Here is a 12,654-nt window from a genome sequence, read left to right as displayed (position 1 = left end):
AGAACCCCGACAGACATGCCCGCCCCGGACGTCAGCCCCACCGTCATCGCCGAACGCGTCGTCGAGGCCATCCTCGCGCAGAAGCTCGCGCCGGGCGAACGGCTGGGCGAGCAGGCGCTGGCCGAGAACTTCTCGGTGAGCCGCACCATGGTGCGCGAGGCGCTCATGCAGCTGCAGGCTCGCGGTTTTGTCGAAGTGCAGTCGCGCCGCGGCTGGTACGTGGTGGAGCCTTCGGCCGAAGAGGCACGCGACGCCTTCTCGGCGCGGCGCATCGTCGAAGCCGGCATCCTGGAGGCCAGCGAAGGCCGGCCGCTCGCGAAGGTGATCCGCAAGCTGCGCGACCACATCGCCGACGAGCAGCGCGCCATCGAAGGCGCCGACGCCGCAACACGCGCCTTCCTGCTGGCCGATTTCCACGTCTGCCTCGCCGAGCAGATGGGGCACCAGCTGCTGGTCGACGTGCTGCGCGACCTTACGGCGCGCACCACCCTGGCGGCCACGCTCTATCAGTCGAAGCACGAGGCCGGGCAGTCCTGTGCGGAGCATGGGGCGATCGTCGCGGCGCTCGAGGCCGGGGATACGGCCGGGGCGCGGCGGCTGATGCTGGAGCACATCGGCAATGTCGAGCGGGCGCTGGAGGTGGATGCTGCGGCGGAGCCGGATGCGACGAGCAGGCTGAGGGTTACGCTGGCGCCGGTGGCGTTGCCGCGGGCGCGGCGGTGAGTCGCGGGGGTTTGCGCCCCGCAACGCTGGTACGGCCGTAAGCAACGCCAGTTAAATGGCTTTGCCTATTTCAGGCTATCGATCCATTCGCTCAAAGCGCCAGCCAACATCCTAGTGAAAACCGCCTTATCACCATCGACTGCACTCGATCAGGTTGCCGTTCATTCCACTTGTTGCGGCGGCTCGCCTAGTCTTCCAACCTCTCCAGGGTGCGGCGTTGCGGCCGGCAAGTCGTGCGGCCGGAAACTCGCCAAGACAAGAGAGGGGAAACGCTCAGCGTCGCTTTAGCAGTTCCGTGGGCTTCACGATACAAGTGGTTGGAGCCCTCTCAGACACACAAGAACCGCTGGCATATGTCGCGATCAAAGGCGGACGTCAATGCTGTGACGTCCATAAACTAGTTCCACGTCAGACCCAAATCCTCTTGACGACGGTGCATGCCCCGTCAGCTTTTCATAAAGCGAGTGCAAGTAGCCCGGCTTGTCTTCCACTTCGTCTAGCGGCACCTCATGAGGCACCACCGAGCGCCAGTACTTTTCGATATTGCCCGATGACAGGATGAACTCGATCGCATCCAGCACTCGTTGTTGGCTCTCCGGTCCGAAACGGTCGAAGTCAGCCTTCATCGCATCAAACAGCTTGGCGCGGCAGCCTCCATCGTTGATATAGAAATCATCCAGCTCGTCATCGCTCATGATGTGCAAGAAGTAATTCAACTTGGAAATGTAGTCAGGGAAAATTTGCATGTTTAAGGTGTTGGAAGTTGCGGAAATGCCGTTCGAATTTCTCCGTTCCTACCTCGATAGACGGTCGCTTGCGTAGTGGTCTCGGGACAACCGCCTCCTGCCCTGTATCCCTCACCTATCACACGTCCCATATCGACCGTCGCCTCGTTTTCTCCAGTTTGGTTCATTTTCTGAATCGCACGCTGAATGGCGTCGAGCTGATCAACGTGACTTAAAAAGCGAGTCGAGTCAACTGGGCGAGGTCGCCTCGGGCACGGGTTATCCGGGGGGATACCAGTCCTCGCCCGATGCTCCTGTTGCTGCATCGTGGTTTGGGCCCCATGCCGAGAGTTCGCATGCCCCCCTCCTCTAGCATCTATGCCCTGTAGGATTTTCTCTGCGCGCCGGTTAGCCCGGTTGCCGGCCAAGCCTAGTGGATCAATCCACTCAAGGGGATTCGATGCGTACTGATGGACGTTGATGCCACCTTCTAAGCCAATCGGATCCGTAGAGATGAATCGCCCGCTCGCCGGGTCGTAATACCGATACCGGTTGTAGTGCAACCCAGTCTCTTCATCCCAATACTGCCCCTGAAACCGAATCGGATTCCGAAACCCCGCTTTCCTCCCCGCCTCACTGATCGCCTGCCTAGCCTCTCCCCAAGCCCTGTAGCCCGCCGACCACGCCACACGCCCCTCATGATCCGTCAGCTCTTGCGGCGTGCCCAGATGGTCGCACTGGTAGAAGGCGATTTCTTCCTTGCCGAATGGCGCAGGCGTTCGACTTTTTTCGCCATTCCATAGCGGGTCCAGTTCGATGTCGTAGCGCCCGCCGTTGTCGGCCATCAGCGCCTTCACATCCGTCGTCTGGCTCAACACGACTGCCTGCGCCTGCCTGATCTGCAGCAGCGGCACGAACGAGCCGGGTTCATGGATGTAGTGAACGCTGTCACCACGCCACGCGTGCTCCCGCCAACCCTCTGTGCTTTGCGTGCTCTCGAACGCCAGCGTGTCCCCGTCCCAGCCGAACAAGGTGCAGGCATGCCGCGTGCGCTTGGCGATGCGCCTGCCCAGCGGGTCGTAGCTGAAGCTCGTGGTTTCGCCGAAGGTCTCGGCGCTGCGCATGCGGTTGTAGCCGTCCCAGGTGAACACCGTCTTTTCGCCGTTGCGGCTGCGCTCGATCAGGTTGCCGCGCTCATCCCACTTGTAGCGGGTGCCGGCGTAGTCCTTCAGCAGGTTGTCCATCAGCTTGCCTGCCATGCTGCGGCCGTCACTGCCCGGGCGAACGGCAACACGATTGGTGATGCGGCCCGCCGGTTGAGCGGCGCCTTCCGCGTCTGGAGAGGGGTTGCCGATGTTCCCCGCTGGATCGAACGCGAACGTCTCCCGTCCCAAGCGGCTGTTGGCTTCGAGCAGTCGCCCTACCGGGTCATAGCGGTAGCTGAGGTTGCCACGCCGGCTGTCGCCGATGGCGATCAACTGGCCAGCCTTGTCGTATTGGTAGCTGCGGCGAATGCCGGTGGCTCCGAGGGCGCCGCGCCCGGTCTGGGATATCTGCTGCTCCAGCAATCGGCCGGCCGGATCGTAGTGCTGCTCCTGTGTGAGTCCGTTGCCCTGCTCGCGCGCAATCTCGCGGTGCAGGTCGTCGCGCTTGAAGCCCAGGGTGTCTTGCCCGTCGACGAGCAATCCGTGCACGTGGCCAGAGCCATAGGTGAGCCATCGAGTGACGTGACCGTCTGGGCGGATGGTCGCGATGCGCTGATTGAGTTCGTCGTAGCCGTGCTGCCAGACCGCGGTGCGAGCGCCCTCCAGGTAGTGCTGATGCTCGCGCGTCAGGTTGCCCGCGGGGTCGTAGAACCATTGCAGCTTGGCGTCGCTGTTGCCGGCCTCGACCAATCGGCCGTTTCGATCGTAGGCAAAGCTCTCGGCAACGCCGCCGGCGCTGCGCTCGGTCAGGCGGCCGACAGGGTCGAATTGCAGCAGCGTGGTGTGTTCGCCCTCGACCACTTCCGACAGCACGCCCGTGGATTCGTCATAGCGGTACCGTGTGGTCTTGCGGTCGAAGCCGGTTTCTTCCAGCAACCGGCCCACGGGGTCGTAGCGGAAGTCGTAACTGCTGCCGTTCTCGTTATGCAGTTCGCTCAAGCATCCCAGCAGGTCCCAGCGGTATTTGAGCGTGTGCCCGGCCGCATCGGTGCGCCTGGACACGAGACCGGAGCGCGTGTAGTCATAGCTCGTCCTGCGCCCCAGCGCATCGGTGTGCGCAAGCAGGCGTCCCTCGGCGTCGTGCACGAAATGCTCGCTGCTGTTGTCTGGCAGGGTGATTTCCTCGAGTCGGCCCGGACGGTTGGCGTTCGCTGCGGCGGTGGCCTTCCCCGGTTCGTCCGCCGTCGTGTAGCGATACCGCGTGCGAGAGCCTGGCGATGGCCCCGTCGATGAAGGTCTCCAGCTCCCCGACGATGGACGCATTCAGGTGTCCCACGAGCGTGGTGACGATGGTCTCGCCAAGATTCCTGGCCCCATGCATGAGTTCCTGCTTCACCAGGTGCAGCGTGGGCCGCAGGCTCATGCGCGCTGCGGCCATGGTGGGCGGTGCAGGAATCAGGCCGATGAGATTGATGCCCAGGCTGGCCCAGTTCAGGAACCTGGTGACGGCATCGGTCGACTTCTTCTCGAGGATGGTGACGATGTCGAGAAACACATCCACCAGCGCCATGATGTTGCCCACGATGGGGATGCTGCCCAGCACCGTGGTCAGCCGATCGAGCGTGACGTAGCCGCCGGTGAAGGACCGCAGCCATTCGTCCACCACCTTGCTCGCGGCGGCGATATCTTCCTTGGCGATGGTGTTCAGCGGGGCGACGGCCGTCTGAGGCTCGCGCTCGGCAATCGATGTCGGTGCGGGCTGGCCTTGATGTGTGCCCGATGGTGGCCGCTGCGGCGTGCCTGGTCCCATTGTCCAGTCTCCCTGACTGCGTCTGTTTATGTCGTGAAAATCAATTGGGAAAGGAAAGAGGCTCGGCCGCGCCTGCGCGCGGAACCGGCTGTGCAATCGGGCTGCCGGCTTGCGGAGTTACGGCGCCTCTGCCGACGGGATCGGAATCCGGACGTGCAGGACCATTGCCGAATCAATGCATGCAGATACGACAAGAATCCGGGGGCAATTCGTTCTGCACGAATAGCAAATTGAGCTCACGCTCACCTCCCTCTTTTATTTTTTGCAGGCAATCCTAGAACGCAAGCTGACGCGAATGCGGCCATCTGAAATAAACGAGCGAGCTTTGGTGCGATTTATCTCGATATTCCCAACGCAGGAAAGCAGATCCTCGATGGATCGAGCGAGCCGCAGCTGGCGGACGGCTTCTGCCGCCGCTACGCTCGGCTACAGTCCGAGACACTTATGAACTCACCCCAACTCCAGCGCGGCGTGTTCCTCGCCCTGCTCGCCGCCGTGACCGTCGCCTTCCTCTGGGTGCTGATGCCGTTCTTCGGCGCGGTGCTGTGGGGCGTGGCGCTGGCGATCCTGTTCACGCCGCTCTACAAATGGCTGCTGAAGAAGATGCGCGGCAAACCCAATTTCGCGGCGCTGTCGACGCTGGCCATCTGCCTGTTCATCGTGATCCTGCCGCTGGCCATGGTGGGCGTTTCGCTGGTGCAGGAGATCGCGCTGGTCACGCAGAGCATCCGTTCCGGGCAGCTCAACTTCGCGGCCTACTTCCAGCAGATCCTGGACGCCTCACCGCAGTGGCTGCTGAACCTGGTCGAACGCTTCGACCTCGGCGACATGGCAGCCTGGCAGGCGCGCATCTCGGCCGCCGCCGGGCAGGCCAGCCAGATCATCGCGAGCCAGGCGCTCGCCATCGGCCAGAACACCTTCGACTTCATCGTCAGCTTCTTCGTGATGCTGTACCTGCTGTACTTCCTGGTGCGCGACGGCGCAACGCTGTCGAAGACGATGCGCGACGCGGTGCCGCTGGCCAAGCCGCACACGCACTACCTGCTCAACAAGTTCACCACCGTGATCCGCGCCACCGTGAAGGGCAACGTGGCGGTGGCCGTCGCGCAGGGCGCGCTCGGCGGGCTGGCGTTCTGGTTCCTCGGCGTGCAGGGTGCACTGCTGTGGGCGGTGCTGATGGCCTTCCTGTCGCTGCTGCCCGCCGTGGGCGCGGCGCTGATCTGGGGGCCGGTGGCCATCTACTTCCTGGCCACGGGCCATTTCTGGCAGGGCGGTGTGCTGATCTTCGTGGGCGTGTTCGTAATCGGCCTGGTCGACAACATCCTGCGCCCCGTGCTGGTTGGCAAGGACACGCAGATGCCCGACTACATCGTGCTGATGTCGACCATCGGCGGCATGGCGATCTTCGGTATCAACGGCTTCGTGATCGGGCCGGTGATCGCGGCGCTGTTCATGGCGGCGTGGAGCCTGTTCGCCGATTCGGGGCACGTGGGCAACGGCCACGAGGCGGCCGAAGGCGCCGAGAACAGCGGCAAGAAGAAGGGCTGAGGCAGGCACGGGCACCCGCCCGCTCCTCCGTTCGGCCCCGTTCCGCTCCCGTTTCATCCCCACCGCGCGCATTTCGCGCGCGCAATCCTGCGTTTCGTCACATGGCGCTGGGCACCGTGCCCGGCCTGCGAGATCGTCGGACCTCCAACTTCCAACGAGGCCCGCCATGCAACTTCCCGCATTCATGTCCCGCCCGGCCGTGCACGCCCTGTGCGCCGCCGCGATCCTCCTGCCCGCCGGCGCCTTCGCCGCCGACCTGGGCCTGAGCGTCGCCGACGGCCCCACCGCCAATGCCACGCTCTACGTCGCGCTGTACAGCGACGCCGCCAGCTACGCCGACAGCAAGGCCGTGGCTTCGCAGACCGCGCCGATGCAGGACGGCAAGGCCCGCCTCGTGTTCGCGGGGCTGGCGCCCGGACGCTACGCGCTGCGCGCATTCGCCGACGAGAACGGCAACGGCAAGCTCGACACCAACCTCATGGGCATGCCGATCGAGCGCTACGGCTTCTCGAACGACGCCAAGGGCAACCGCGCCGCGCCCGACTTCGAGGCCGCCGCGATCGCCGTCGACGCCGACCTGCAGGCCGTCATCCACCTGCGCTGAGGAGCAGGACGCCATGGAACGACGCGAACTCCTGCGCCTGCTGGTTTCGGCCGGCGCCCTGCCCCTGCTGGCACCGCTGGCGCGCGCAGCCGGCACGGACGATTGGCAGACTCAGTTCGAAGCTGCCGGCGCCCCTTGGAAGACCAGCTTCGCCACGCCTGCCGACGACTTCCCGCTCACCCGCGCCACGGTGCGCGGACGCTTCCCCGATGCCGTGGCGGGCACACTGTTCCGCATCGGCCCGGCCGGCCACGATCTGGGCGGCGAGCGCTACCACCACTGGTTCGACGGCGACGGCATGGTGCACCGCTTCGTGATCGAGGGTGCCGACGTGCGGCACCAGGGCCGCTATGTCGCCACGCCCAAGCGCGTGGCCGAAGTGAAGGCCGGCCGCCGCCTGTTCGAGGCCTTCGGCACCATGCCGCCGGGCGTGGAGCCGCCGACCTCTGCCGACAGCATCAACGTCGCCAACACCAGCGTGCTGCCGATGCGCGGCGAGGTGCTGGCGCTATGGGAAGGCGGTTCGGCCACGCGCATCGACGCGCTCACGCTCGACACGCTGGGCGTGAAGACCTGGCGCGCCGACCTCGCGGGCATGCCGTTCTCGGCCCACCCCAAGGTCGATCCGGACGGCACGGTGTGGAATTTCGGCGTGAGTTCGGGCCAGGGCCTGCTGGCGCTGTACGAGATCGCACCCGAAGGCGCGCTGCGGCGCGCGGCCGTGGTGCCGGTGGCCGACATGCCGATGGTCCACGACTTCGCCGTCACCGAACGGCACCTGGTGTTCCTGCTGCCGCCGCTGGTCTACGACAGCAAGCGCAAGGCCGCCGGCGCGAGCTTTCTCGACGCCCACGTCTGGCGGCCGGAGCTCGGCATGCGCGCGCTGGTCATCGACAAGCGGAACTGGGAGCGCCGCCAGGTGCTCGCGCTGCCGGCCGGCTTCCTGTTCCACGTCGGCAACGCCTGGGAGGAAGACACGCCGCGCGGCACGCAGATCCACATCGACTACGTGCGCTCGGACAATGCCGGCTCGGTGTTCGTCACCAGCCGCGAACTGATGCGCGCTCGCCGCGTGAAGACCACCGAGCCGCACCTGACCGTGGCCACGCTGAACCTGTCCACGGAGCGCGCCACGCAGGAGACGCTGGCGCAGGAAGCCGAGTTCCCACGCATCGACCCGCGCCGCGTCGGCCTGCGCCATCGCCAGGTGGTGCACGCCACGCAGATCCGGCGCGACCTGCCCGGCTTCGGCTCGATCGCGCGCACCGACGTCGAGACCGGCCGCAGCCAGCGCTACAGCTACGGCGCGCAGGCCATGGTGGAAGAACACGTCTTCGTACCCGACGGCTCGAAGCCGGGTTGGGTGCTGGGCACAGTGCTCGACTTCGGCAGGCAGAAGACGGTGCTGTCGTGCTTCGCGGCCGACAACCTCGCGGCGGGACCGGTGGCGCAGGCCACGCTGCCCTACGCCCTGCCGCTGGGCCTGCACGGTGCCTTCGTGGCGACGTGAAGCGTGCCGGTGGGCCTGGTGCTCAGGCCGCCGCCCACCAGCCTTCGTCGAAGCGCCCCTGCAGGAAGGCCACGAAGCCCGACACCTTGCCCGGCACCAGCTTGGGCGACGGGAAGACGGCGTGTATCTCCTGCTCGGGCAGCGCATGGTCGCCGAGCACCTCGCGCACCTTGCCGGCGGCCAGCGAGTCGCTGGCCACGTAGCGCGGCATCAGCGCGATGCCCAGGCCGTCGCGCGCCGCCGCCAGCACGGCCGAGAGGTTGTTCGAGCGGAAGCGGCCCGATACCGGCACCGTGACCGGCTCGCCCCTGGGCGTGTGCATGCGCCAGAACTCGTCGCCCACCACGCTGCTGTAGATGAGAGCCACGTGCGCGCTGAGGTCCTGCGCGCGCTTCGGCGTGCCGTGCTTCTTCAGGTAGGCGGGCGAGGCGACCATCACCCACGGATTGGCGCCCAGGTAGCGCGCGCCCAATGACGAGTCGGCCAGCTTGCCCATGCGGATGGCCACGTCGATGCCCTGCGCGATGAGGTCGACGTAGCGGTCCTCGAAGCTCAGGTCGAGCTGCACCTGCGGATGCCGGCGCATGTACTCGAGCGCCAGCGGCACCACCACGCGCCGCCCGAACGCCACCGAGGTGCCCACGCGCAGCAGCCCCTGCGCCTGGTTCTGCCGCAGCTGCACGATGCTGTCGGCCTCCTCGGCCTCGCGCACGATGGTCTTGCACTTCTCGTAGTAGAGCGCGCCCGGCTCGGTGAGGCTCACGCCGCGCGTGTTGCGGTTGAGCAGGCGCACCTTCAGCCGCTCCTCGGTGGCCGCGATCTGCTTGGTCACCGTGGGCTGCGTGGTGTTGAACTCGCGCGCGGCCTGCGAGAAGCTGCCCATCTCGACAACGCGCACGAACATTTCCATTGCAAGCAATCTGTCCATGGGCCGGATGGTAGTCACTTATTCCAGCCTGGAATAGGTTTTATGGTCCGCAGCCGTCTTCTTGGAATCCGCCCGGATTCCTACAGTGAGCCCATCCCAAAGGAGACTTCACAATGGCAAAGATGACAGCGGTCCAGGCCGCGGTTCTGGTGATGGAGAAGGAAGGCGTGACGCAGGCCTTCGGCGTGCCGGGTGCGGCGATCAACCCGATGTATTCGGCGCTGCGCCAGCGCGGCAGCATCGCGCACATCCTGGCGCGCCACGTCGAAGGCGCCTCGCACATGGCCGAGGGCTACACCCGCGCGGTGGCCGGCAACATCGGCGTGTGCATCGGCACCTCGGGCCCGGCGGGCACGGACATGATCACGGGCCTGTACTCGGCCTGGGCCGATTCGATTCCCATCCTCTGCATCACCGGCCAGGCGCCGCGCGCACGGCTCTACAAGGAAGACTTCCAGGCGGTCGACATCGAGTCGATCTCCAAGCCCGTCACCAAGTGGTCGGTCACGGTGCGCGAGCCCGGCCAGGTGCCGCAGGTGTTCCAGCAGGCCTTCCACCTGATGCGCTCGGGCCGCCCGGGCCCGGTGCTGATCGACCTGCCCTTCGACGTGCAGATGGCGCAGATCGAGTTCGACATCGACAGCTACGAGCCGCTCAAGCCCTACAAGCCGGCCGCCACGCGCGCCCAGATCGAGAAGGCCATCGGCATGCTCAACGCGGCCGAGCGCCCGCTGATCGTGGCCGGCGGCGGCGTCATCAACGCCGATGCGGCCGACCTGCTGGTGCGCTTTGCCGAAGCCACCGGCGTGCCGGTGATTCCCACGCTGATGGCCTGGGGGGCAATTCCCGACGACCATCCACTGATGGCCGGCATGTGCGGCCTGCAGACCAGCCACCGCTACGGCAACGCGACGATGCTCGCGAGCGACTTCGTGCTCGGCATCGGCAACCGCTGGGCCAACCGCCACACCGGGTCGGTCGATGTCTACACCAAGGGGCGCAAGTTCGTGCACGTGGACATCGAGCCCACGCAGATCGGCCGCGTGTTCACGCCCGACTTCGGCATCGTCTCCGACGCCAAGGCCGCGCTGCAGCTCTTTGTCGAAGTGGCCGAGGAAATGAAGGCCGCCGGCCGCCTGCCCGACCGCCGCGACTGGGCCAGGCAATGCATCGAGCGCAAGAAGACCATGCTGCGCAAGACCAACTTCGACGAAGTGCCGATGAAGCCGCAGCGCGTGTACCAGTGCATGAACAACAACTTCAGCAACGACACCTGCTACGTGAGCACCATCGGGCTCTCGCAGATCGCCGCCGCGCAGTTCCTGCACGTGTACAACCCGCGCCACTGGATCAACTGCGGCCAGGCCGGCCCGCTGGGCTGGACCATTCCGGCCGCGCTGGGCGTGCGCGCCGCCGACCCCGCGCGCAAGATCGTCGCGCTGTCGGGCGACTACGACTTCCAGTTCATGATCGAGGAGCTGGCCGTGGGCGCGCAGTTCAAGCTGCCATACATCCACATCGTGGTCAACAACTCCTACCTCGGCCTGATCCGCCAGGCGCAGCGCGGCTTCGAGATGGACTACTGCGTGCAGCTCGCGTTCGACAACATCAACGCCGGCCCTGACGCCGGCATCGAGAGCAGCTACGGCGTGGACCACCTCAAAGTGGTCGAAGGCCTGGGCTGCAAGGCGATCCGCGTGAACCGGCAGGAAGAGATCGCACCGGCCATCCGCCGCGCCGAAGCGCTGATGGCGGAGTTCAGCGTGCCGGTGGTGATCGAGGTGATGCTGGAGCGCGTGACCAACATCGCGATGGGCACCGAGATCGACAACATCACCGAGTTCGAGCCGCTGGCCGAGACGCTGGCCGATGCGCCGACCGCCGTCGCGGCCCTGCTCGACTGAAAAGAAGGAAGAGAAAAGACATGCCCAAGTTCGCAGCCAACCTCACGATGCTCTTCACCGAGCTGCCTTTCATGCAACGCTTCGAGGCCGCCGCCAAGGCGGGTTTCGAAGGCGTGGAGTACCTCTTCCCCTACCCCTTCGAGAAGAAGGAACTCGCTGCCGCCCTGCGCGACAACGGCCTGCAGCAGGTGCTGCACAACCTGCCGGCCGGCGACTGGGACAAGGGCGAGCGCGGCATCGCCTGCCACCCCGACCGCACCGGCGAGTTCGCCGAGGGCATCGCCATGGCGATCGACTACGCGACCGCGCTCGGCTGCCCGCAGGTCAACTGCCTCGTCGGCAAGGTGCCCGCGGGCGTGACCACCGAGGCCGCGCACAAGACGGTGGTCGCGAACCTGCGCCTCGCCGCACGCGAACTCGAAGCGGCCGGCCTGCGCCTGCTGATCGAGCCCATCAACACCTTCGACATACCGGGCTTCTTCCTCACGCGCACCGACCAGGCGCTGGCGCTGATCGACGAAGTCGGTTCGCCCAACCTGCGCGTGCAGTACGACATCTACCACGCGCAGCGCATGGAAGGCGAACTGGGCAACACGCTCACGAAGAATTTGCCGCGCATCGGCCATATCCAGCTGGCCGACAACCCGGGCCGCGGCGAGCCGGGCACGGGCGAGATCAACTACCCGTGGCTCTTCCGGCACATCGATTCGCTCGGCTACGACGGCTGGATCGGGTGCGAATACAAGCCCCGCGCCACTACCGTCGAAGGCCTCGGATGGCGCCAGGCACTCACCCAACAGCAATAAGCATCGGACAAGGAAACAGAGACATGACAACCCAGCAAAAAATCGGATTCATCGGCCTCGGCATCATGGGCGCGCCCATGGCGGGGCACCTGCTCGACGCGGGCCACCAGCTCTTCGTGAACACGCATGGCAACACGCCCGAGCCCTTCATCTCGAAGGCCACCATCTGCGCCTCGGCCGCCGAGGTGACGCGCCAGGCCGACGTGGTCTTCATCATGGTGCCGGACACGCCCGACGTGGAGAAGGTGCTGTTCGGCGCGCCCGGTACCGAAGGCGTGGCCGACGGCCTGAAGGGCTCCAGCGGCAAGATCGTGGTGGACTGCAGCTCCATCGACCCGATCGCCACCAAGGACTTCGCCAGGCGCATCGTCGCGCTCGGCGCCGGCTACATCGACGCGCCGGTCTCCGGCGGCGAGGTGGGCGCCAAAGCCGCCAGCCTCACGATCATGTGCGGCGGCGACGAAGGCACCTTCGGCCGCGTGAAGCCGCTGCTCGACAAGATGGGCAAGAACGTCACGCTCGTGGGCGGCGCCGGCGACGGCCAGGTCTGCAAGGTGGCCAACCAGATCATCGTGGCGCTGAACATCGCTGCCGTGGGCGAGGCGCTGGTGTTCGCCTCGAAGGCGGGCGCCGACCCGGCCAAGGTGCGCCAGGCGCTGATGGGCGGCTTCGCGAGCTCGCGCATCCTCGAAGTGCACGGCGAGCGGATGATCAAGCGCACCTTCGCGCCGGGCTTTCGCATCGCGCTGCACCAGAAGGACCTGAACCTCGCGATGCAGAGCGCGCGCTCGCTGGGCGTGGCGCTGCCGCAGACGGCCGGCGCGGCGCAGCTCATGAACGCCTGCGCTGCACTGGGCTACGGCCAGCTCGACCACTCGGCGCTGGTGCGCGCGCTGGAGGCGCTGGCGCAGCACACGGTGACCCCGGACTGACCAGGCTCTCCCCCAGGCT

The 12,654-nt window shown here is 66.1% G+C and carries 11 protein-coding genes; 7 read left to right on the top strand and 4 right to left on the bottom strand.

Annotation, left to right across the window (positions count from 1 at the left end):
• Positions 1 to 15: 15 nt before the first annotated feature.
• Entirely contained in the window at positions 16 to 723 is a 708-nt protein-coding gene (locus PMI12_RS26790) for a GntR family transcriptional regulator (RefSeq protein WP_007839027.1), read from the top strand.
• A 362-nt stretch (positions 724 to 1,085) separates the two neighbouring features.
• Here PMI12_RS26790 and PMI12_RS26785 read toward each other — a convergent pair whose 3' ends face one another.
• Genes PMI12_RS26785 through PMI12_RS29530 form a run of 3 tightly spaced genes read right to left on the bottom strand, consistent with a single transcriptional unit; the run spans position 1,086 to position 4,403 of the window.
• Positions 1,086 to 1,469 (bottom strand): hypothetical protein, encoded by a 384-nt coding sequence (locus tag PMI12_RS26785; protein ID WP_007839025.1) that lies wholly within the window; start codon positions 1,467 to 1,469, stop codon positions 1,086 to 1,088.
• Positions 1,470 to 1,471: 2 nt separating this feature from the next.
• The gene (locus PMI12_RS26780) at positions 1,472 to 3,739 is read right to left on the bottom strand and encodes an RHS repeat-associated core domain-containing protein (RefSeq protein ID WP_237726183.1); all 2,268 of its coding nucleotides are present in this window, start codon (positions 3,737 to 3,739) and stop codon (positions 1,472 to 1,474) included.
• Complete coding sequence (locus PMI12_RS29530; RefSeq protein WP_007839022.1) at positions 3,675 to 4,403, bottom strand: hypothetical protein; 729 nt, start codon at positions 4,401 to 4,403, stop codon at positions 3,675 to 3,677. Before PMI12_RS29530 ends, PMI12_RS26780 begins: the two co-directional genes overlap by 65 nt.
• Positions 4,404 to 4,847: 444 nt before the next feature.
• On the opposite strand from PMI12_RS29530, the gene PMI12_RS26775 reads away from it, so the two are divergent.
• From PMI12_RS26775 to PMI12_RS26765, 3 genes are all read left to right on the top strand, one after another.
• A complete protein-coding gene (locus PMI12_RS26775; RefSeq protein WP_007839020.1) occupies positions 4,848 to 5,951 on the top strand; it encodes an AI-2E family transporter in 1,104 nt (367 codons plus the stop codon).
• Between the two features lie 166 nt (positions 5,952 to 6,117).
• On the top strand, positions 6,118 to 6,555 hold the full coding sequence (locus tag PMI12_RS26770; protein ID WP_007839018.1) for a DUF2141 domain-containing protein: 438 nt from the start codon (positions 6,118 to 6,120) through the stop codon (positions 6,553 to 6,555).
• A 13-nt stretch (positions 6,556 to 6,568) separates the two neighbouring features.
• Positions 6,569 to 8,065 (top strand): carotenoid oxygenase family protein, encoded by a 1,497-nt coding sequence (locus PMI12_RS26765; RefSeq protein WP_007839017.1) that lies wholly within the window; start codon positions 6,569 to 6,571, stop codon positions 8,063 to 8,065.
• A 22-nt stretch (positions 8,066 to 8,087) separates the two neighbouring features.
• Here PMI12_RS26765 and PMI12_RS26760 read toward each other — a convergent pair whose 3' ends face one another.
• Positions 8,088 to 8,993 carry a LysR family transcriptional regulator gene (locus PMI12_RS26760; RefSeq protein ID WP_007839015.1) on the bottom strand — a complete coding sequence of 302 codons (906 nt, stop codon included), beginning with the start codon at positions 8,991 to 8,993 and terminating at the stop codon, positions 8,088 to 8,090.
• A gap of 113 nt (positions 8,994 to 9,106) precedes the next feature.
• Between PMI12_RS26760 and gcl the strand changes: the two genes are divergently transcribed.
• Genes gcl through PMI12_RS26745 form a run of 3 tightly spaced genes read left to right on the top strand, consistent with a single transcriptional unit; the run spans position 9,107 to position 12,635 of the window.
• Complete coding sequence (gcl, locus tag PMI12_RS26755) at positions 9,107 to 10,897, top strand: glyoxylate carboligase (RefSeq protein ID WP_007839014.1); 1,791 nt, start codon at positions 9,107 to 9,109, stop codon at positions 10,895 to 10,897.
• A gap of 20 nt (positions 10,898 to 10,917) precedes the next feature.
• Complete coding sequence (gene hyi / locus PMI12_RS26750; protein ID WP_007839013.1) at positions 10,918 to 11,703, top strand: hydroxypyruvate isomerase; 786 nt, start codon at positions 10,918 to 10,920, stop codon at positions 11,701 to 11,703.
• Between the two features lie 23 nt (positions 11,704 to 11,726).
• Positions 11,727 to 12,635 (top strand): 2-hydroxy-3-oxopropionate reductase, encoded by a 909-nt coding sequence (locus PMI12_RS26745; protein WP_007839011.1) that lies wholly within the window; start codon positions 11,727 to 11,729, stop codon positions 12,633 to 12,635.
• Positions 12,636 to 12,654: the final 19 nt, after the last annotated feature.

Origin of the sequence: Variovorax sp. CF313 (genome assembly GCF_000282635.1) — a bacterium.
In the GTDB taxonomy this organism is placed as follows: domain Bacteria; phylum Pseudomonadota; class Gammaproteobacteria; order Burkholderiales; family Burkholderiaceae_C; genus Variovorax.
The sequence above is the reverse complement of the archived record's forward strand: the minus strand, read 5'-3'. Positions and strand labels throughout refer to the sequence as shown.

What these genes read in the sequence shown, in the direction of transcription:
- PMI12_RS26790 (WP_007839027.1), top strand. Translation starts at nt 16, where the DNA reads ATGCCCGCCCCGGACGTCAGCCCCACCGTCATCGCCGAACGCGTCGTC.
- PMI12_RS26765 (WP_007839017.1), top strand. Translation starts at nt 6,569, where the DNA reads ATGGAACGACGCGAACTCCTGCGCCTGCTGGTTTCGGCCGGCGCCCTG.
- PMI12_RS26745 (WP_007839011.1), top strand. Translation starts at nt 11,727, where the DNA reads ATGACAACCCAGCAAAAAATCGGATTCATCGGCCTCGGCATCATGGGC.
- PMI12_RS29530 (WP_007839022.1), bottom strand. Translation starts at nt 4,403, where the DNA reads ATGGGACCAGGCACGCCGCAGCGGCCACCATCGGGCACACATCAAGGC.
- gcl (WP_007839014.1), top strand. Translation starts at nt 9,107, where the DNA reads ATGGCAAAGATGACAGCGGTCCAGGCCGCGGTTCTGGTGATGGAGAAG.
- PMI12_RS26770 (WP_007839018.1), top strand. Translation starts at nt 6,118, where the DNA reads ATGCAACTTCCCGCATTCATGTCCCGCCCGGCCGTGCACGCCCTGTGC.
- PMI12_RS26785 (WP_007839025.1), bottom strand. Translation starts at nt 1,469, where the DNA reads ATGCAAATTTTCCCTGACTACATTTCCAAGTTGAATTACTTCTTGCAC.
- hyi (WP_007839013.1), top strand. Translation starts at nt 10,918, where the DNA reads ATGCCCAAGTTCGCAGCCAACCTCACGATGCTCTTCACCGAGCTGCCT.
- PMI12_RS26760 (WP_007839015.1), bottom strand. Translation starts at nt 8,993, where the DNA reads ATGGACAGATTGCTTGCAATGGAAATGTTCGTGCGCGTTGTCGAGATG.
- PMI12_RS26775 (WP_007839020.1), top strand. Translation starts at nt 4,848, where the DNA reads ATGAACTCACCCCAACTCCAGCGCGGCGTGTTCCTCGCCCTGCTCGCC.